Origin of the sequence: Staphylococcus sp. 11-B-312 (genome assembly GCF_016743055.1) — a bacterium.
GTDB lineage: Bacteria > Bacillota > Bacilli > Staphylococcales > Staphylococcaceae > Staphylococcus > Staphylococcus ureilyticus.
The window spans coordinates 58,075-79,156 of sequence record NZ_CP068241.1 but is presented as its reverse complement, the minus strand read 5'-3'; the positions used below and the strand labels follow the sequence as shown (position 1 = coordinate 79,156).

Genomic DNA, 21,082 nt, shown 5'->3' with positions numbered 1-21,082 from the left:
ATTATAGTATCTTATCTCAATGTAAAAGATAGTAAAAACCATTAATTATGTAGTGAGCCCAAAAAGTAAAACTTATTGGGCTCACTACATTTCCACTAGAAAGGGGTTTATATTAATTTTATAAATCTATTGCTATTATGACTAATTAGGAATCATATCTATATTTCTTTTAAACTTCTATTTATTCTAAATAATCTTGGTGGTATTATAATATCTGATTGTCTTACAATAACAATTTCATAGGATTACTCACTTTTCCACATCTTTAAATTATTTTAATGATTCTGGGAAATCTTGATAGCCTTCTCTAATATTCACGACATTTTCATAGCCTTTGTTTTCTAATATACCCACTGCGATTGAACTTCTAACACCTGACTGACAATGTACATATATTTTATCTTCTTTATTAAATGGAATATTTTCATTTAATAATTTACCATGCGGAATATTGACTGCTTGATCTAAGTGCCCATTATTCCACTCTTCATCATTACGTACGTCAAGTATATATTCTTCTTTACCAGTCATATCAACGCTATGGATGGATTGGGTTAAAATTTCTGATTTTGGTAAACGATAACCTGCTACATTATCAAAGCCAATTAATTGTAAAGTATGTGTTGCTTGCTCAACGGTAGATTTATCACCAATTAAATCTATACTGTTTTCATAGTCTAAATACCAACCGATTTGGTTAATGAAGTTTTTGTTGTAAGGAATATTGATTGTACCTTCAGTATGACCGCCATGAAAGGCTTCTTTACTACGAAGATCAAAGGCTATTCTTACATTATCTAAACTAGGAAAAACGTTGTATGGTTGATACATGTTCATACCAAACTGATTAATTTTTTTCATCTGTGCAAAGTGATGGGGTGGCGCTGGTTGATTTGATGTTAATGTTTCAACAAATTTAGATTCATCTGTCACATTAAATGCCCAGTTATTTATTTTTTCGTAACCTAGCGTAGACATTGGTATAGCACCTAATGCTTTACCACATGGGCTGCCAGCACCGTGTCCAGGCCATATTTGAATATAATCTGGTAAATCTTTAACACCTTCTATAGATTGGTACATCTGTTTTGCACCAATCTCTGTAGTACCTTCCATTTGTACTGATTTTTCTAGTAAATCAGGTCTACCGATATCACCAACAAAAATAAAGTCACCACTAAATAAACCCATTGGAACACTTGAGCCGCCACCTTCATCTGTGAGTAAGAAACTAATACTCTCTGGGGTATGACCAGGTGTATGCAAGACTTCTAATTTAATATTACCTACTTGAATAATATCTTGATTTTTAACAAAATTTGTATGTTCCGGCATATTTTGATAACTTAATTGATCATCACCTTCGCCAGATACATATATATTGGCGTTTAAACGTTCTGCTACGTCCCGAATTCCAGAAGCAAAATCAGCGTGAATATGTGTTTCTGCAGCTTGTGTAATTTTAAAACCTTCGCTATCTGCAACTTCCATATATTTTGTTAAATCACGAACAGGATCAATTACTATTGCCTCTCCTGTACGTTGACAGCCAACTAAATAAGATGCTTGAGATAAATGATTATCGTAAAATTGTTTGAAAAACATTATAAAACTCCTTTTTTAATAGATTTAATTAGATGAATAAATTATGATTCGCATTTTCTGTATCACCAATATAAGTACCTACTCCACCGTACTCAACTTCGTCTCTGAGCTCTTCTTTCTGAATTCCCATAACATCCATGCTCATCGTGCAAGCGATTAATTTGATATCTTGGTCGATTGCTTGGTCAATGAGTGACGGTAAGGAATCAACATTTTTCTTTTTCATTACGTAGCGCATCATGATATTACCTAAACCAAACATATTCATTTTAGATAGCGGCATGCGTACAGGTGTTTTTGGCAACATCAAGTCAAACATTTTTGCGATACCTTGCTTTTTAACATGAACGGATTGGTTCTTTTTCAACGCGTTGAGTCCCCAAAAAGTAAAGAAAATAGTTACGTCTCTGCCTGCAGCCTTAGCGCCATTCGCAATAATCATTGCTGCCACTGCTTTATCTAACTCACCACTAAATAGTACAATTGTCGTACCTTTGGCAGTATGGTTCACTTCCAAGTCTTTTGGTTTTTCTTTTTGAATAATGGCATTAATTCCATTATTACTTTCATCCAGTTTAACTAACGTATGTCCTGTTTGTTTGACCCAGCTTTTAATGTCACTAAAGAACCCAGGATCTGTAACTGTAACCTCGATTTGCTCGCCTACTTCGATATTTTTCACTTCTTTACTGATGTTTACAATTGGACCTGGACATTGAAGACCACTATAGTTAAATTGTTTACGCTCTGCTTTAATTGCTACATTAGTATTTTCTTCAAATGTATTATCATCGTCGTTTTTTGCTTCATACGCTTTATAGCCACCGTCTAAATTAACAATGTCGTAGCCTTGTTCAGCTAAATATTCGCTCGCTTTAGCACTTCTGGTACCACTTTTACAGTGTACAAAATAGGTTGTGTTTTTATCTTTATTGAACGATTCAATCTTATCTACAGGATGTAATGTCGCACCATTTATGTGTGCAAGCTCATATTCTTCTTGTGTTCTAACGTCAATCAGTTGACCTTGTGCACCCAATTTTTCTAATTCTTGTTTACTGAAATTGTTGATATGGTTTTCGTTATATTGTTTCATAATATCCTCCTAATAAATACCTGTAGGGGTATATTAACAGTTTGTTTACGCCGTTTCAAATACCGTATGGGGTATTTGACATTTTCGATTCTATCTATTATTATGATTTTAATCAATTAAAAGTGGAGGAAATAACTATGCATTATGATAAAAAAATGATTAATCGTATTAATAGAATACAAGGGCAACTCAATGGCGTTATTAAAATGATGGAAGAAGAAAAAGATTGTAAAGATGTCATTACTCAAATCAGTGCATCAAAAAGTTCAATCCAACGTTTGATGGGAATTATCGTTAGTGAAAATTTAATAGAATGTGTAAAAGCAGCAGAGGATAATGGTGAAAATTCAGAAGAATTGATTAATGAAGCCGTTAACTTATTGGTAAAAAGTAAATAATGGATATTTCAACTGTTATTATGATGTTACTTATTGGAGTGTTCGGAGGCTTTATTTCGGGTATAGTAGGTATCGGTGGTGCTATCATTATTTATCCAGCTATTTTATTATTACCGCCACTATTTGGTGTTCCTCCATACAGTGCATACATCGCTTCAGGACTTACTTCCAGTCAAGTCTTTTTCAGTACTTTAAGTGGGTCATTAAAAGCGCGAAAAAAAACAGAATTCTCCCCGCCATTAGTTATTTATATGAGTGGAGGTATGATTACAGGGAGCATGTTAGGCGCATTCCTAGCAAATTTATTTAATGCTGCATTTGTAAATACGATATATATTATCATTGTTTTACTCGCATTAATTTTAATGTTTATTAAAGTCGAATCTCGTTCAGGCGAACCTGCTTTTAATAAACCTTTACTAGTTATTATAGGTCTTTTCGTTGGTATTATTTCGGGTATAGTTGGAGCAGGCGGCGCTTTTATTATTATTCCTATATTGCTAGTTTTATTCAAATTACCAATGAATATGGTAGTTGCTAATAGTATAGTAATTGCTTTTATATCTTCAATTGGCGCCTTTATCATTAAACTTATACAAGGTTACATTCCTTTAGAAGACGCGTTATTTTTAATAATAGGAAGTATTATCTTTGCTCCCTTAGGTTTAAAATTAAGTAAAAAGATCCCTAACTTCATACAAAAATGGATTATAAGTATTTTAATCATTGTTGCAATTATTCAACTTATCTTTTAATCAATGAAATTTGTCAGGCAACTCCTGATATTTATAATTATACACACCAAAAATTAAGTATTAGTATCAAAAAATAGCATTCAATAACTATGGATATCGTAAAGGGATTAGAAAAGAGAAACATAAAATCAATAATAAAGAATTCGATTATTCAAAAGACCTTTGTGACATTGTATCAAAAAAACAAAAAGCCTATCATTATCTATTTAAATCTTAGTGATAAAGTACAAGAATTAAATCGCTTTACAAGTGTCATGTTTATTATCTTTATATTATTTAACCTAAACTGAAAATCCACCCAATTAATCTTTAAATTGGGTGGATTTTCAGGATTATTTATTATATGGCTCTGCGTATTGGCTAATGATGCGGTTTTTAATTATATAATTTCAATTAATAAGGCAATGAACAATTTTTTGATAAATGTTATTCTTCTAAAATTCTTTTAATTTACACACTAAAAATATTCTCCTTAACAATAATAAGTTTTTTAAATTATTGATTAAGGAGAATATTTTTTATATCTATTTATTTCTCAATTTAGAATTAGATTTTTAGCGTGCTTCCAATTCATTTCCTGTCATCCATTTATGATTTTTAATGATTTTACCATTATCTTTGGATTTGTAATCAACCACGTAAACAGTAGTCTTTTTCACGTTATCTATATTGGCTGTAGCACCTTTCATACCAGACATATGACTTGCTTCTAATTTAACAGTATCGCCCTTACTAAATCCATCTTTAGGTGCATCTTTGATCTCTTCGTTTACAACCCATTTATGATTGTTTACTTTTTTATTTCCATTTGTGGGTTTATAACTTACAACATAGGCATATGTTTTATACGCACCTTTTACAGTAGCTTCTGCACCTTTCATACCTGGCATATGCCCTGCTGTAATCGTTACTTTATCTCCCGCTTTAAATTCACCTTCATTAGTCGATTTCATATCTTCAGGAACTTTAATTTCATCATTATGCTTCATATGGGTCTCACTTTTTTGATCTTTAGTATTTTTATCTTTTTCATCATTATTGGAGCAAGCTGATAATATTAGTAATGACCCTAATATCATAAAAAATAATTTTTTAATCATAATAAAACGCCTACCTTTTATTTTAATTTTAATGTAAAAGCATTAATTGCAACGATAATCGTACTTAATGACATTAAAATAGCACCTATTGCAGGTGATAAAATCAAACCAATAAATGCTAAAACACCGGCTGCTAAAGGTACAGCAACAATATTATAACCTGCACCCCACCATAAGTTTTGCACCATTTTTCTCATAGTATTATTTGAGAGGGTCAAGAAATGGATAATATCTGATGGATTACTTTTAACGAGTATAATATCAGCTGACTCAACTGCTACATCCGTTCCGGTACCAATTGCAATACCAATATCTGCTCTTATAAGACTTGGTGCGTCATTGATACCGTCTCCGACCATCATTACTTTTTTACCACTACGTTGATAATCTTTTATGATACTTTCTTTATCTTCTGGCTTGAGTTGTGCATGCACACCACTAATACCTAATTCTTTTGCGACAGCTTTTGCTACTTCTTTATTATCACCTGTAAGCATGACTGGTGTAATATTTCTTGATAGTAAATCAGCTACCATTTGTTTTGAGCTTTCTTTAATTTGATCTCCTTGAGCAATCATGCCAATGACTTGTTGTTCATCAATTAAATAGCTGATTGAATTGCCTTGTTGTGCTAATTTTATAAATAAGTCATTGTCATAATTAAGCTCATGTTTATCAAGATAAGAAACATTTGTTATTTTATATGTTTTATTATCAATTATACCTTCTAATCCGACACCTGGAATGTTATTGACATTTTGTGGATTAGCAGATGAAACATTTTTACTTTTTGCAAAATCAACAATACTTATAGCTAATGGATGGTTAGACTGACTTTCTAATGAGGCGAAAAGGCTTATTATAGTATCGTTGCTTAATCCTTCTTTAAAACTTTCATAATGATTCACAGAAAAGTTACCCTCAGTTAAAGTACCGGTTTTGTCCATCATTACATAATCGATATGTTGAGCCATTTCTACAGACTCTCTATTTTTAATAATTAAACCATTGTGGGCAGCTATAGAAGTAGAACGTGCAGTAACTAAAGGTATTGCCAGGCCTAAAGCATGTGGACAAGCAATGACTAATACAGTTACGAGACGTTCGAGTGCAAAATCAACATCTTTTTGAATGAGCATCCAGACGATAAACGAAATCACGCCGACACTTACAGCAAAGTAGAATAAATAACCCGCCACTTTATCAGATAACAATTCAGCACTAGATTTATCATTTTGTGCTTGATTAACAAGTCTCATAACTTGAGAAAGATATCCATCTTCTCCAACAGCTGTAACCTTGACTTGTATTGTTCCAGATCCATTAATAGAACCCCCAATAACGTTGTCATTTTGATTTTTTTGTACTTTTTTTGATTCTCCAGTGACTAGGGATTCATCTATGGATGTTTGTCCTTGAACAATAATACCATCTGTTGGAATGCTTTCTCCGGCTTTTACTTCGACGACATCATCAGTCATGATCTCTGATATTTTAACTTCTTCGCGTTGACCATTGTCCATAACTTTAATAGCACTATTAGGTAAAAGTTCTGCCATTTTCTTTAAGGCATCTCCAGCATTTCCGACAGCATTCATTTCTATCCAATGTCCTAATAACATAATTAAAATTAAGGTAGCTAATTCCCAAAAAAAGTCCATTGTATGACCAGTTGCACTACTAAAGTTATTCATATAAAAAGCATACAAGCTATAAATATAAGCTACCGAAATGCCTAGGGCAACTAAGGTCATCATGCCTGGTTTTTTTGCAGCAATTTCATCTTTACCACCAGACAAGAACGGTTTACCACCATAAAAGAATAAAATTGTACCTAATATTAACACTACCCATTCAGAACCTGGAAATGTGAATTGAAAAGGTAATTTAACGCCCATCATTGGCGATAAAAAAATGATAGGTATTGCAAAAATTAATGAAACAAAAAACTTAGCTTTAAAATTCCCATGATGATGTGCATGGCCACTATGTTGATTATGTGATTCATGGTTATCATGATGCATTTGATTGGAATGATTCATGTGATTTTGATGCTTAAGCTCTTCACCATTATTCTTCAAATTAACTCCTCCTATTTATGAAAATATTATATTAGCTATACTTATACTATAACACATACCCCTTAGGGGTATAAATGTTTTCGATTTATCTACTTTTATGGATTTATATAATTCCGAAACTTATGTCTACACGTCCTACATTAGACCTTGTCATCGATATTTAAAACAATGTTTTAATTAAAAGATCTAATCTTAACTATCGCATGACAATACACTCTGACCAAGGTTATCATTACCAAAACAAGTCATATATTAATATTCTTAAAGAAAATAACGCATTTCAGAGTATGTCTAGAAAAGCAAATTGTCTAGATAATTATTTAAAGAAGCCAGTAAATGAATTTATAATAAACTCATTTACTGCCCATTTTTCTAGTATTTATGCTCAGTCTCTTCAAACTATATTAATCCTTTTTTGATTCTCAAATTCTACGCCACAATAGCTGCATTTTATTAAAGATACTATATATTCAATCAATTTCAAAGTGAGTTACATACAACCTATTTTTTAGTTTTATTTGTGATATGTCTCTGCTTATCAGTGATTTTGCTAAAATTTTTATATCGCTTAAAAAATAGGCAAGTTAGTATTTAAATAACTCGCCTATATGTTTGCAGAAATATCATTTAATTCAAAAATTATGTTATTTAAATTCTAAACTAATATTAAATGATAGGTTTCTGTTTACAATAGATTTATCAGCACCTTGCTTGGTTCCTCTATTTTTATGGGATGCTTTATATTCCTGAGACTCTTGCCAATGTTTGTAAGCTGCTTCGTCTTGCCAAAACGTAATGATAACATGATGTTCATGTGTACTATGTGGCTTTAGAAATAATAGATTTTCAAACCCTTCAGTATTCTCTAGATGTTTATCTCTATTTAAGAACACACGCTCGAAGTCTGCCTCTAAACCAGGATTAGCATATAAATGGTTTAAAACTGCATAACCATATTGTGGCAAATCATTAATTTGTTCTAATATAGTATAGTGATATGTCACATTAAATCTATTAATAGTTACCTCATTATTATTTTTGTCTAAATAAATACGATGTATTTCATTTTTCAACAAATGAATCACTCCTTTTTATTGGATGATATGTCAAAATTGCTTAAATTTATCCATAACATAATCTCTACTATTTTTATGATTCACGATAGTCTGTGGATAATCTTTTCCAATTTCAATATGATAAATTTCTTGTAACTTGTCTTTATATTTAGTTGGATCATGAATGTATTTACTGCTCACATCATTAAATATTTCTAGCTGTGTTTTAATAAAATACCCTTGCGCATCAAAACGCTCACTTTGACGTATAGGATTAAACATTCTGAAATAAGGCACTGCATCTGTTCCAGTTGATGCTGACCACTGCCATCCATGTACATTAGATGCATTATCATAATCTATCAAATACTGTCTAAAGTACTCCTCCCCCCAAGTCCAATCAATAAATAAATTTTTCGTTAAAAATTGTGATACGACCATTCGTAAGCGATTATGCATATATCCTGTACGATTCAGCTTCTTCATTGCAGCATCAACGATTGGGTAACCAGTTTGACCTTTTTTCCATACTTCAAAATGTGTTTTATTATACGACCATTGCATGTTTCGATATTTTTCAGAAAAGGATTTAGTTGCCGTTTCTGAATACTGTGTCATTAACACATAATAAAATTCACGGAATAGAACCTCTCTTATAAAAGCTTCAAAATTTTTTTCATCGCTCTCATAATCTTCAAGTAAATCATTTATAATTTCACGAATATCGAGTAGTCCATATGCTAAATATTTACCTAATCCACTAACAAAATCCTGCGACACATCGTCAGTCAATTTATCATAATGAGCTATGTCACCATTTAAAAAATCATCCCAAGCTTTACGAACTAACTTTTCTATATCTTTATTATTTTCAAATTTTAAGTCACTTTGATTTGAACCCTTTTCCGCAATTTGAGACAACTGCTTAAATTGATAACTTTTTTTAGGGGTGTGTACTAAGTCCTGACGATTTGCTTTATAAAAACTAGTAAATACTTTATAAGGCTGTTGCTGTTTATTAAAAGTCTTTGTTGGCACAAAATAATGATTCACGCGCTGTCCAATTACTGTAACTTGGTGATTTTCAAAAGCCTTTTTTACATGAGGATAGTCATATATTTCTTTGTGATAACTCATAATATCTTTTGCTACTAATACGTGAGATAACGCCAATGTTTCTGCTAATTCACCTAGCTTTTCGTATGTGACAATATAAGGTTGTATATCATGCTTATCTAAAGCATTTACAAATCCTTTTACAACTTTATAGTAATAGTTACGTTTTACTTCTGATGCGTCAGTTAAATCTTCTAAAGGTAAGATAAAATACAATTTATTTATCTCATTTTGATACTTCACTATATATTGAAAAAGTGGATTATCTTTCGTTCTAAAAACTCTGTTAAGTATGACTCCTAAATGCATTTTATTGCCTCCCAGCTTGTTTCATACAAATTCACTTTATAATTGTCCTTTAACTTAAGATTGTGTTTTCAATCATATACCCGTTTTAACTTTTGTATAATTCACTAAAAAATAAAATAAATTTTAATACCTTACATATTATAGGCAACTTCAGGGTATATTATTATCAGAGGTGATTAAATTATGAATAACAAACAATTACAAAATGAAATTGAAAATATATTAAATACATCAAAAATAGGTGTCCTATCTACTGCACATAACAATACACCTAATAGTAGATACATGGTATTTTATAATGATGGACACACACTTTATACTAAGACAAGCATTGAGTCTAAAAAAATTGCTGAATTTAAAGATAATCCCAAAGCTCACGTACTTATAGGTTACGATGAAACGAATAATCGTAGTTTTCTAGAAATTGATGCTAATGTTGAAATACTGAAAGATCAAGAGACTATTGATTGGATTTGGAACAAACAAGATAAGTCCTTTTTTGACTCTAAGGATGATCCAAACTTGTGTGTAATTAAAGTAATACCAAAATCCATAAAAATTATGAACGATAAAAAATTAGACGCACCACAAACCATTACGTTCGATTAGTTAAAAAGGCGAGCCTAGGACATAAATAGATGTCTCAGGCTCGTTTTCAATTTGGCAGTAGGTGACTGAATTGAAAATGCGATTATATCAAGCTTTTTTCAATCCTAGTCACCCTTGCCGGGGTGGGACTACGAAATCTATATTAGAAAATTTGATTTCTGTCCCACTCCCGTTTTTATATACCATTATTAATATCTTCTAACATAGCATCAACTGTAATTTTAGCACTCGTCAGTACAATTGGCACTCCTGCCCCTGGATGAACACTAGCTCCAGCAAAATACAAATTTTTGTAATCTCTGCTCACATTCGGCGGTCTGTAATAGTTACTTTGCGCTAAAGTAGGCATTAAACCAAAGGCTGCTCCAAATTTAGCATTATAATCTCCTTCAAAATCCTTAGGCGTATAAATAATTTCTGTCACAACTTGCTTTTTCAAATCTTTTAACGCTTTAATCGTAGAAAGCTTATTGTAAATAATATCTTTCACTTGTATGATTGTTGACTCATCAGACCAATCCGTATCACCTGTTTTCAATTCTGAAACGGGCATCAGCACATAAATACCTGTTTGACCTTCTGGCGCTAACGACTGATCTTCCACACTAGGAGCGTATACATATATTGATGGATCTTGGGATATTTCCCCGGAAAATATTTCATTGATATTATTATCAAAATCCTTTGAAAATATAACATTATGTAACAAGATATCTTCAGATAAATCTTTATCAACCCCTATGTACATTAAAAAGGCTGAGCAAGAATAGTCCATGTTATCAATTTTCTGTGTCGTATACTTCTTAGGATGATGTTCATTTTTAATTAAAGATGAAGTAGCATATGGAAAATCAGCAGTACAAATTATTTTGTCATACTTTTCTATATGTCCGTTTACTTTTAGTCCCTCCGCACGCTTATACCTACTATCAATGATAATTTCTTCAACGTTTGCGTTGGTATAAATTTGAGTACCTAATTCTTCATTTAGCGTTTGAAGCGCTCTGACAAAGCTATACATACCACCTTTTATAAAGTGAACACCAAACATTAACTCTATCATGGGTATAATTGAATACAATGACGGGCTTCGTTTAGGGTCGATACCTATATATAATGTTTGAAACGCTAAAATCTTTTGGATTTTTTCATTATCAACATATTTTTCAATTAAATTATCTGCTTTATCAAATGTTTTGAGTTTCATACCCTGATATATAGTAAAAGGATTATAAAAATCCGTAGGTTTTCTAAACGTACGTTCTAGAAAATATTTTCGTGCTATTTCGTATCTTTCGTATATATCTGTTAAAAAGGACATAAAACCATATGTAGAGTTAGGTTCAATACCTTCAAGCATATTTCTTAATTGAGCAAGATCTGTAGGAACGCGAATTTGATCTGTTTCACTAAAATAAACATCATATATATGTGATAATTGTTTAATTTCCAAGTAATCATTCATATTTTTTTGAGCGTAATTAAAAACGTCTCGATAAATCTCAGGCATCATTACGATGCTTGGTCCCATATCAAATGTAAATCCATCTTGCTTGATCTGATTCATTCTGCCACCTATTTGTTGGTTCTTTTCATATAAATCTACTTGGTGACCGTTTGCTGCTAATCTTGAAGCTGCAGCTAAACCTGAAACACCGCCGCCTATAACTGCAATCTTCATAATGTTTCACTCCTATTATATTTCGCACTAAGTTCACGATAAATTTTCATTTTTTTCAATTTGCTTACATATACTTTCTTATGCAACGTATAGTTTGCCTTCCTTACTTCCACAAGTATTTCATGATAAGCTATCGCAGCTAATTCGATAATGTAACGTACCTCTTCGTCAAAATAATTAATACCGTTTAATGCAATATCATATAACCTAACTGCCTCTGTAGCGTAACTTTCCCACAGTTCTATATAATTTGGCGTAACTCCTTCATAATATATAGAATGTAGATTAACTCGATATTGAGCTAATTTTTCTACACTTAGATAAATTCTTCCATTTTGAAAATCTTCGCCGACATCTCTTAAAATATTAGTTATTTGCATTGCCTTGCCTAAAGCAATCGCAGCTTCTTCAGCTTGCTCGAAATTATTTTCATTTGATGAAGTTAATATAGGAGTTAACAATTCACCGACAGTACCTGCCACACCATAGCAATACTCATATAAATCTGAATCAGTTTTCATTTCTTTTAAAACTAAATCTTCCTTCACATATTGAATTAAAGATTCAAAAGGTTTTTTAGGTATTGAATATGTATTCAATGTATTACTTAAAGCATTCATAATAGCTGCATCACTTTGATACGCTTGAATATAATCACAATCGCTATAAATCACATCTAAATCTCTAGCTATGCCGTTTAATTGCTCAAGGTCTTTGTATTTATCAATACTGTCATCTATAATTCTGCAAACTGCATAAATAGCCCAAATTGCTTTTTTCCTTTTTAAATCCAAAAAATCAAAGGCATATGAGAACGTTTTTGAATGTTCTTTCATTATATTGTGACAATGGTTATAATCTCTCTCTAATTGATTCATTTATTGGCCTCCTCAGTAAGCCTAGAACTTCTTGACATTTGTATAAAAAACTAAGCTATAAATCTATTCTACGGCCTTTCCAATATATACGTTTGAATACATTGATATCTAACCATGATTTAAAAAATATCACGACAAAGCATATGAAGAGCAGTGGATGACACAAACTCGCAACGATATTAAAATTTCCTGTTCTTCGAATAAATATATGAAATTGTATCGCATATATAAAATATAGAGTAATAGCTAATAATATATATAACGAGCCTAAATTAATTGAAAAAATTATCGCTAAAACTGTTGTAAGTGAACCAAATAGCCATAAAAATACAAACGTAAGCGTAGACTTTTTAGTTACTTGAGAGCCAAGTGCAAAGTGTTTACTCCAACCCTCTAGTAGCGCTTTATATCCTTGAGAATACATTCTAAAATTCACTACGCCTTGGCCTTCATGCAAACTAACTGGCAAACCTTGCTGATTATATGCTTTATTTATTGCAAAGCCTTCAATGATTTGATTTTTAGCTTTCAAATGTCCTTGTGTCAATTTATAATCTTGCTTATTTGTCACAAGGACTGGTCCAAACGCGCCTTGCTCATTATTTGCTGATTTCGTGATTGAAAATTGATTCATACCTACGATTGTCATTAAATTAAAAATCGCCGATATATTTTCATAGAGCTTTTTTATCTTGTGATAAGGTTGTATTGACAACAAACCTTTACCACCTTGTAAATCATATTGATTGGCTATATTTTGAATACTATCATCACAAGCAAACTGAACATCAGCATCAACAAACATTAATAAATCATGCGTTGCATATTTGTTACCTTGCCAACAAGCATGTGACTTACCTTGCCATGTAGTATCATTTTCAACAGTATATACGCTCGCACCATAATATCTAGCGACAACTTGTGTCTCATCAGTTGAACCATCATCCATAACAATTACTTCTATTTCTTGCTCTTTACTTATACTGTTAAGTAATTTAGGTAAGTTCTCCGCTTCATTTCTAGCAGGTACAATAATACTGACGGCTGTCTGACCTCTTCCTTTTCCGGAGTTATTTATAATCGCTCGACGCGCATACATACACATTCCACTTATTAGTGATAGTATCGTCAATACTATTGCTATTATATAAAGTATCATTCAGCCTCAACTACTTTCTCCATTAATAATAGCTTCTGCTACTTGCATACCACTCAAAGTAACCATAGGCATACCAGCGCCAGGATTTACAGAACCACCTACAAAGTACAAATTTTTGAAGTACTGACTTTTTTTAGGAAATTTAAAACCTTTATTTTTCTTCTTATTGGATACTACACCATATATAGCTCCTTTATTAGAATTGTATGTATTTTCTATATCATGTGGTGTCCATACGTCTTCATATACAATGTGCTTTCTCAAATCTTTCAAGCCCATGGACTCTAATTTATCCAATATACGTTCTTGGAATTGCAGATATTCTGCTTCACTAAATGACTTACTCTGAATGTACGGTATGTGTGGCAATATTTTTATATTCTCGTGTCCCTCTGGCGCCTGTGTCTTATCTGTTTTATTTGTATTCACTACATAAATAGTCGGATCTTCAGGCAAAACATACTGGTGAAAAACTTGATCATAATTAACTTTAGAATTACTTGAAAAGAAAAAGTTATGATGTTGAAGCTCTGGATAACTTTTGTCCACACCAAGATGCATGACATAACCTGAACTAGCTGGCTCAAATTTACGTTCCAATTTGTTTATTTGGTTTGCATCAAAATTCAATAAATACTTATAAACAGGGATTACTTCCATATTAGATATAATGTAATCTGCATATATTTCCTTATTACTTTCTATTGTTACCCCTGTCACCTTATTTTGACTATTATAATTGATACGTTTTACAGGGGTGTTAAAATGTATGCCCACACCTAATTTTCTCGCTAATTGTTCCATCGCTTCCGCTAACTTATGAATGCCACCATCTACGTACCACAAACCTTCCTCATGTTGCATTTGAGGTAATAAACTCAATACAGCCGGAGCATCATAAGATGAGGAGCCGACATATTTTATGAAATAACCTAGCATTTCTCTTAAATATGGGTTATCTACCCTTTTATTAATGGCTTGTTGCATTGTATGAAAATAGTCGAATTGTTTTAAAGCTGAAAATGGACCATGATAACGAATGATTGCATACATCGTATCTAACCCCTTATCAAAGTAGCTTTTTTCAGCAACTTGATGTATCTTTTGTGCGTAACTAAAAAACGAAGAAAGTTGCTCTATATCCTTATTTGTTAACGATTCATTATTTGTTAACATATCTTCCATGGATTCATATAAATCTAAAATTTGACCATCTGGATAAACGTTTCTAATCTGTAAACTTAACTTACGAATGCTAACATAATCTTCTAGCCTTTCATCACATCGTTGAAATAGGCGTTGAAATACTTTAGGCATGGTTAAAATTGATGGACCGAGATCAAATCCATAGTCATCTATGTCTAACCTATTTACCTTTCCACCGATATGCTTATTTTGTTCATATAAATCCACTTGATAGCCTGCTTGAGCCATACAAATTGCACTGGCAATCCCTCCCAAGCCACCTCCTATGACAACCACTTTCTTATTTCCCATTTAATCACCTTTTCTTTTTTGTAATTTATTATAAATACGTATTAACTTAGGGCGATTATAGCGCTGAACAATCATACAAGGCACATTAGCTATAATGACATATATAAAATTAATTATTTTAACGCTTTTTGACGCTTTAAAAAACGCAATAACAGGAAATATGGATAGCAGATGAACCACCTCTGCACGTCTAGTTTCTAATATAAATCGCTGTATATCATTCATATTTTTAGATAAATCGAAAGTCGCTTTACTACTGATATTAGGGTTAAGATTTTGACCGTCTGGCAAATAATCTTTCCAATATTGCACTTTAACTAATTGTTGCCATAATTGACCCTCTTGTTCAATATTCCAACTTCGAAAATACTTATTATCTTTTTCTAAGAACTTATAACTAATACGAGTACCAAGTTGAGCAATAATCATTTGAACTATAAACCAATATAGCGCAATATATATAATCTTTTTTATCAATTTAATGCTCAGATTTCGCTGTATAGCTTGGGTTATCTTTATTTAAATACCAATTACCAGCTGTTAAATAAGTAGCAAAAGCGCTCCAAAGCATATATGGAACTAGTAAAATGCCAGCAACTTTTTTTACATTGAAAAATTTTACAGTTGTTGTAACTACTGCGCCCAGTAATACAACACTCTCTATCAACGCACTAAAGCGTAATTTATATTTGAAGTATAATATCGACCATAGATAATTCAGGCTTAATTGTGAGTAATAAGCACCTTTCAAAGCCTTACTAGTAGATTTATTAGTCACTAATGCATAAGCTACGCCCATCGTTGTATAAAGTATTGGCCACACAATTGGAAAGACATAGCCGGGTGGTGAAAAAGGTGGTTTAACATTATTTTTATAATCTTTTCTCGCGTTTTTCATTGCAAATTTCCCTATAAATTTACCACCTGTAATTGGTGTTATAACTTTTATAATTGTTTTAATTATCCCGTTTGCTTTCATAGTTGATCCCCTCTTTTTTTGAAAAAGTAACTAGCTATTATATCTAATAGCTATAGTTCGGCATTAGACATGTTATTTTTTCTAGCTAAATACTTTTTCAATCCATATACTTTCAAAACAATTGCACCTGTAATAACAATTGGCAAAATAAACTTCTTCATATTAAAGTATTCTCCTTTATTAGTTTTTTGGCTATTAATCTTGAATTTAAAAAGATTCATTACACTTTTATGAACTTTTGCTTGGGTATACTTATATACCCACCAAGGTAACGTCGGTTCATATTCTTGTAACGCTATGATACATGCGTCACTATTAGGTAATCTTCTAAACTCTAATCTCGCATTACCACCATCTGAATCTAAAGCGAAATCTCCACCAACAATTCGATATAAAATTCTCTCGTTATTAGAAGCTTTAAAATCTTTACTTAATAATAATAAGTCCTTATTTAAACACGGCACACTAATCGTAAAGTTATCTTCGTTAAAATCACTATTAACGACATTTAATGTAATTCTATTTAAAAAATTTGCATATGATTCTGCCAATTGAATCATATTTACATCTTTAGGTAAGACTACCCTTGATATTGCTCTAACATCTTTAATATCGCCCTTACGTGATGACTTCCCTTTCTTCTGTGTCTTAGTTTCTTCTTCCAAGGCATTACGCACACTTTCCTTATAATCAATCTTGCCTATAGAAATGTCCTTCACAATATTTTCATCATTTCTAATCATATCATGAATTAAGCTATCCATTAACGGATAGACCATTTCTTTTGGAACACCTGAAATAAGTTTCACCCAATATTTACTTAGCCAAATGGGAATAATAGGCAAATCTATCGTAGGTAATCGTTTATCTAGTACCTCTGCAGTTTGCTTGAATAGATCTTTATAAGTCATATGACTAGGTCCACCAATATCTATCGATTCGTTCTCATTTGGATTACGCTCTACAATTTTATATAAACCGTCAATCACGTCGTCTATTGCAACTGGCAATGTTGTATTATAAGCCCATTTTGGCAGTAACAGGCCAGGTAATCTATCCACTAATTTTTTTAATATAGGGTAAGAACTTCCTTTAGAGCCTATAATCAAACCCGCTCTTAAAGTACTTACTGGTACACCATATGATCCTAAAATCTGTTCGCACTCTAAACGGCTTCTTAAATGTGGTGATAATTCACTTGTATTAGGTATCAAACCACTCATAAATACAATATGCTGAACTTTGTTATAACTTGCGGCTTTAGCAAAATTATCAGCTAATAATGCATCCATATCTTCAAAGCTCGCCTGCGTCAACTTAGCTGAAGGCATCATAGAATGGACAAGATATATAGCGATATCAATATCCTCCATTACCTCAGTGATTTCATTTAAATCAAACAAGTCAGCTGCCTTCCAAGTAACATTGTGTTCATTTGATTTATTTTCTATATTTCTAGAAATAGCTATAATTTCATAGTTATCTTTTAATTTATTCATTAAGTGACTACCGATATATCCCGAAGCGCCTGTTAATAATATTTTTTTCATATATTTAGCCTCCAAATAGAAAAAGATGAGCAGGTAAACTTTACCTCAGCTCATCTTTAACTTAACGAGCTCACTTGCTCATTATCTTAATTGACAAGAGCTCCAAGTCTCTTATTTAAAATTATACCCTTCTTAAAGCTTTTCAATCTTTATTTATAATAATTAATCAATAAATTTATCAAACCACAAGAATTTGACTAAAAAGGAATAATCTTACTTGCTTTAATGATGTCACTAGTATAAAAAATTCTTTATCTTTTCCTGTATAATCTGGAATTAGTACCATATTTGCTTTGGTACTATATAATCACTTTCGATTTAATATATATCTTGATATTATTGAAAAGTATTTGAGCAATTTAAGTTTATTTTTACAATGTATCTACTACAACTTTATATTTTAAAAGTCATCATTTCCAATTTTATACATATATTCTTTGGCTCAGGCTGATGTAGATGTATACTTTGCTTCACCGTAATGATTCAATAATTATTTTTGCTCACTGACTTACCGTCTAATAAAAAGAAAACACCATTCGTTTTATGATTAGAAACCCCGTAATATGTTGGATCGTGTAAATCTTTATAATTTTTAGCTAATGCATTTTTAGTAATCTTGTGATTATTAATCTTGAAGTTATCAGCTTTTTGAGATGTTTTAAAATTCTTATCTAGAATAAAATTACTTTGATTTGCTGTATAACCACTGTAACTATAATAAGGTTTCACAGATTCTTGCGCATGTGCTTGAGTGATATTAAATAATTCGGGCGTTACGAAAAAGCCCAAAACTAAACTACTAGCTAAAATAAAGTTAGAAACTTTTTTCATAAAAACCCTCCCCTCATATTTGTCTTACAGGTCACGTTATTACATTAATGTTACAATGTTGCGATAGCATCACATGATAAAATACATTTTTTATTTCTTCTTACACTCATACAAGCAAATTAACTTATGCTTTTCTTAATTTAGAAGCTTATCACTATAGAAAAATTGAAAAGTAAATGTCTGATATGAGCTTATTTAAACAAAGAGCACATAAGCGTTGTCAAGAGAATCATTTGATATACGTCGATTTTAAGTGTAAATATTAAAAAATCGCCTGGAACAAAAGTAATGTTCCAGGCGTGGCTATGATAAGTCTTATAATAGTTTCGCAAGTGCGACCATGACAAATTGTAATGGTAAACGAATGACATGCTGCTTAACACTATCTGTTTCATCTCTTTCATCTTTATAAGAGATGTTCTTACGTGCAGCGTAAATATTTGCAGGAAATACGAGCCAAAGGAATCCTTGTACTACTTTTCTTACGCGTGATCTATTTTTAGCACCGAGTACATAAAAAGCAATTATAAATTCTAATATGCCCGAATACTTAACTATTGCGTGTTTGAAAGGTAAATAGGACGGCACGATTTTTAAAAACATATCTTTATTTTTAAAGTGTGCAACACCACTTTTATAAAACAGTAAACTAAATATGAGTCTTACGATGATATTTTTCATAGTCTTCTGCTATTCTTCAGCGACTTTGACAACTTGTTTACCAAAATTCTCTCCTGTGAATAACTTTCTAAATGCAGAAGGTAAATTATCAAAACCTTCATCTATCGTCACTTCAAATTTAATTTTACCTTCAGACACCCATTGTGCGAGTTGTTCGCTTGCTTCTTTAAAATGATCAGCGAATTGTGCTACTACAAAACCTTGCATCAATGCTTGATTTTTAATCAACGTTCCTTGGATACGTGGTCCAATATCGTCTTTTTCATTATTATATGCTGAAATTGCACCACATACCGGAACGCGTGCAAATCGATTTAAGTGTTTAAACACTTCATCAGAAATTGCGCCGCCTACATTTTCAAAATACACATCAATACCATCTGGTACAGCCGCTTCGAGTTGTTGTGCGAAATCATCTTGTTTATAGTCAATGGCCGCATCAAATCCTAATTCATCTGTTAAATATGTTGTTTTCTGCTTACCACCAGCAATACCGACAACTTTTGCGCCTTTAATCTTAGCAATTTGTCCTACGACAGAGCCTACTGCACCTGATGCAGCTGACACGACAACCGTCTCGCCAGATTGTGGTTGACCAATTTGAAGCAATCCTGTATAGGCCGTCATTCCCGGCATGCCTAAAACACTCAAATATAAATGTAATGGTACATCTTTTGATGGCACAGGGGTCACATCGTCTCCATTCACTGTATTTATCTTTTTCCATGGTAATATGCCTGTGACATAATCGCCGACAGATAGACGTTCATCGTTCGATTGTGTGACTTTTCCAACAATATGACCTTGTAATGGCTCATTCACTTGGAAAGGTTGAACATAACTTTTTGTATCATTCATTCTGCCTCTCATGTAAGGATCTACAGATACATAAATGGATTCTACTTGAACCTCACCTGCATGTGGTTCTCGAGTTTCTATTGTTTCAAATCTAAATACATCGTCTTGAGGGATACTTTGTGGTCGTTTTGCAAGTACAACTTGTTGATTATTCATTTATTATTCCTCCAGATATTTAGTCGTAGCGTCTGATAATGACAAATCACCATTGATGATTTGGAATTCGTGACCTTTTAATGCTTCATCAGTTAACACAGAAACAAGCACTTCTGCTACATCTTCTCTTGTAATAGACGGATTTTGTACATTTTCAAATTGCGCACTCATATTGAATTGTTGCGTTTCATGATCGTTAGTTAATGCGCCTGGATGCACGATGGTATATTTTAAATTTGAATGTCTTAAGTAGTCATCCGCATAATGTTTTGCAATGGTATATGGTTTCAAGTCGCCTGACGCATCAAACGCTTCTCGACGTGAGTCGTACGTTGATACCATAACAAAGTGTTGACGACCGACGTGTTCACTTGCTTTAATTGCTTTCACTGCACCGTCTAAATCTACTATGATTGTTTGATCGTCACCTGTGCTTCCACCAGAACCGACGGAAAAAAGGATTTGATCATACGGTTTAAATAATTCTATTAATTCATCAATAGATTGTTTTGCAACATCAATGTAAGTTGCATCAATACCATCTGCTTTTAAAACTTCAACTTGTTCTTCTTTTCTAACACCGGCAGTAAAATCAACATCTCGTGCTTTCAGTTTACGTATAAGATGTTGACCGACGCCACCATTAGCGCCAATAATTAATGATTTCATGTGTATCGCTCCTTTATGA

The 21,082-nt window shown here is 32.3% G+C and carries 19 protein-coding genes and 1 pseudogene; 3 read left to right on the top strand and 17 right to left on the bottom strand.

Annotated elements, in window-relative coordinates:
* Positions 1 to 270 precede the first annotated feature (270 nt).
* Both cstB and cstA read right to left on the bottom strand, forming a co-directional pair.
* Positions 271 to 1,605: a persulfide dioxygenase-sulfurtransferase CstB gene (gene cstB, locus JG554_RS00385; RefSeq protein WP_046207815.1), complete on the bottom strand. Its 1,335-nt coding sequence runs from the start codon at positions 1,603 to 1,605 to the stop codon at positions 271 to 273.
* 28 nt (positions 1,606 to 1,633) lie between these two features.
* On the bottom strand, positions 1,634 to 2,701 hold the full coding sequence (gene cstA / locus JG554_RS00380) for a persulfide response sulfurtransferase CstA (RefSeq protein ID WP_046207814.1): 1,068 nt from the start codon (positions 2,699 to 2,701) through the stop codon (positions 1,634 to 1,636).
* 137 nt (positions 2,702 to 2,838) lie between these two features.
* On the opposite strand from cstA, the gene cstR reads away from it, so the two are divergent.
* Together cstR and JG554_RS00370 are read left to right on the top strand one after the other, a co-directional pair.
* Positions 2,839 to 3,099, top strand: a complete 261-nt coding sequence (gene cstR / locus JG554_RS00375; protein WP_031869238.1) for a persulfide-sensing transcriptional repressor CstR — start codon at positions 2,839 to 2,841, stop codon at positions 3,097 to 3,099.
* Positions 3,099 to 3,854 carry a sulfite exporter TauE/SafE family protein gene (locus tag JG554_RS00370; RefSeq protein ID WP_046207813.1) on the top strand — a complete coding sequence of 252 codons (756 nt, stop codon included), beginning with the start codon at positions 3,099 to 3,101 and terminating at the stop codon, positions 3,852 to 3,854. The genes cstR and JG554_RS00370 overlap by 1 nt, the downstream gene beginning before the upstream one ends.
* 554 nt (positions 3,855 to 4,408) lie before the next feature.
* Here JG554_RS00370 and JG554_RS00365 read toward each other — a convergent pair.
* The 4 genes from JG554_RS00365 to JG554_RS00350 form a co-directional block, all read right to left on the bottom strand.
* Entirely contained in the window at positions 4,409 to 4,954 is a 546-nt protein-coding gene (locus JG554_RS00365) for a YdhK family protein (protein ID WP_046207812.1), read from the bottom strand.
* 17 nt (positions 4,955 to 4,971) lie between these two features.
* Complete coding sequence (locus JG554_RS00360) at positions 4,972 to 7,035, bottom strand: heavy metal translocating P-type ATPase (protein ID WP_046207811.1); 2,064 nt, start codon at positions 7,033 to 7,035, stop codon at positions 4,972 to 4,974.
* A gap of 644 nt (positions 7,036 to 7,679) precedes the next feature.
* Positions 7,680 to 8,120 carry an antibiotic biosynthesis monooxygenase family protein gene (locus tag JG554_RS00355; protein ID WP_230623014.1) on the bottom strand — a complete coding sequence of 147 codons (441 nt, stop codon included), beginning with the start codon at positions 8,118 to 8,120 and terminating at the stop codon, positions 7,680 to 7,682.
* A gap of 21 nt (positions 8,121 to 8,141) precedes the next feature.
* Positions 8,142 to 9,515 carry a cryptochrome/photolyase family protein gene (locus JG554_RS00350; RefSeq protein WP_046207810.1) on the bottom strand — a complete coding sequence of 458 codons (1,374 nt, stop codon included), beginning with the start codon at positions 9,513 to 9,515 and terminating at the stop codon, positions 8,142 to 8,144.
* A gap of 183 nt (positions 9,516 to 9,698) precedes the next feature.
* Between JG554_RS00350 and JG554_RS00345 the strand changes: the two genes are divergently transcribed.
* Positions 9,699 to 10,124, top strand: a complete 426-nt coding sequence (locus JG554_RS00345; protein WP_041080228.1) for a pyridoxamine 5'-phosphate oxidase family protein — start codon at positions 9,699 to 9,701, stop codon at positions 10,122 to 10,124.
* Between the two features lie 175 nt (positions 10,125 to 10,299).
* Here the strand turns inward: JG554_RS00345 and JG554_RS00340 are convergent, their stop codons facing one another.
* The 11 genes and pseudogenes from JG554_RS00340 to JG554_RS00290 all read right to left on the bottom strand — a co-directional run bounded on the left by JG554_RS00340 (position 10,300) and on the right by JG554_RS00290 (position 21,063).
* Complete coding sequence (locus JG554_RS00340) at positions 10,300 to 11,805, bottom strand: phytoene desaturase family protein (protein WP_046207809.1); 1,506 nt, start codon at positions 11,803 to 11,805, stop codon at positions 10,300 to 10,302.
* Entirely contained in the window at positions 11,802 to 12,683 is an 882-nt protein-coding gene (locus tag JG554_RS00335; RefSeq protein WP_002510647.1) for a phytoene/squalene synthase family protein, read from the bottom strand. Before JG554_RS00335 ends, JG554_RS00340 begins: the two co-directional genes overlap by 4 nt.
* A gap of 55 nt (positions 12,684 to 12,738) precedes the next feature.
* On the bottom strand, positions 12,739 to 13,782 hold the full coding sequence (locus JG554_RS00330; RefSeq protein WP_231740046.1) for a glycosyltransferase family 2 protein: 1,044 nt from the start codon (positions 13,780 to 13,782) through the stop codon (positions 12,739 to 12,741).
* Positions 13,783 to 13,848: 66 nt separating this feature from the next.
* Positions 13,849 to 15,339 carry a phytoene desaturase family protein gene (locus JG554_RS00325; RefSeq protein ID WP_203265328.1) on the bottom strand — a complete coding sequence of 497 codons (1,491 nt, stop codon included), beginning with the start codon at positions 15,337 to 15,339 and terminating at the stop codon, positions 13,849 to 13,851.
* Positions 15,340 to 15,813, bottom strand: a complete 474-nt coding sequence (locus JG554_RS00320) for a glycosyl-4,4'-diaponeurosporenoate acyltransferase CrtO family protein (RefSeq protein WP_046207820.1) — start codon at positions 15,811 to 15,813, stop codon at positions 15,340 to 15,342.
* A gap of 4 nt (positions 15,814 to 15,817) precedes the next feature.
* Positions 15,818 to 16,318 (bottom strand): TspO/MBR family protein, encoded by a 501-nt coding sequence (locus JG554_RS00315; protein WP_203265327.1) that lies wholly within the window; start codon positions 16,316 to 16,318, stop codon positions 15,818 to 15,820.
* 50 nt (positions 16,319 to 16,368) lie between these two features.
* A complete protein-coding gene (locus tag JG554_RS00310) occupies positions 16,369 to 17,868 on the bottom strand; it encodes an NAD-dependent epimerase/dehydratase family protein (protein WP_002483583.1) in 1,500 nt (499 codons plus the stop codon).
* Positions 17,869 to 18,313: 445 nt separating this feature from the next.
* Positions 18,314 to 18,699, bottom strand: a pseudogene (isaB, locus tag JG554_RS00305) (immunodominant staphylococcal antigen IsaB family protein); the annotation flags it as partial.
* A gap of 315 nt (positions 18,700 to 19,014) precedes the next feature.
* A complete protein-coding gene (locus JG554_RS00300) occupies positions 19,015 to 19,380 on the bottom strand; it encodes a DoxX family protein (RefSeq protein WP_046207805.1) in 366 nt (121 codons plus the stop codon).
* 9 nt (positions 19,381 to 19,389) lie between these two features.
* Positions 19,390 to 20,394 (bottom strand): NADP-dependent oxidoreductase, encoded by a 1,005-nt coding sequence (locus JG554_RS00295; protein ID WP_002483586.1) that lies wholly within the window; start codon positions 20,392 to 20,394, stop codon positions 19,390 to 19,392.
* A 3-nt stretch (positions 20,395 to 20,397) separates the two neighbouring features.
* On the bottom strand, positions 20,398 to 21,063 hold the full coding sequence (locus JG554_RS00290; protein ID WP_046207804.1) for an SDR family oxidoreductase: 666 nt from the start codon (positions 21,061 to 21,063) through the stop codon (positions 20,398 to 20,400).
* Between the last annotated feature and the right edge of the window lie 19 nt (positions 21,064 to 21,082).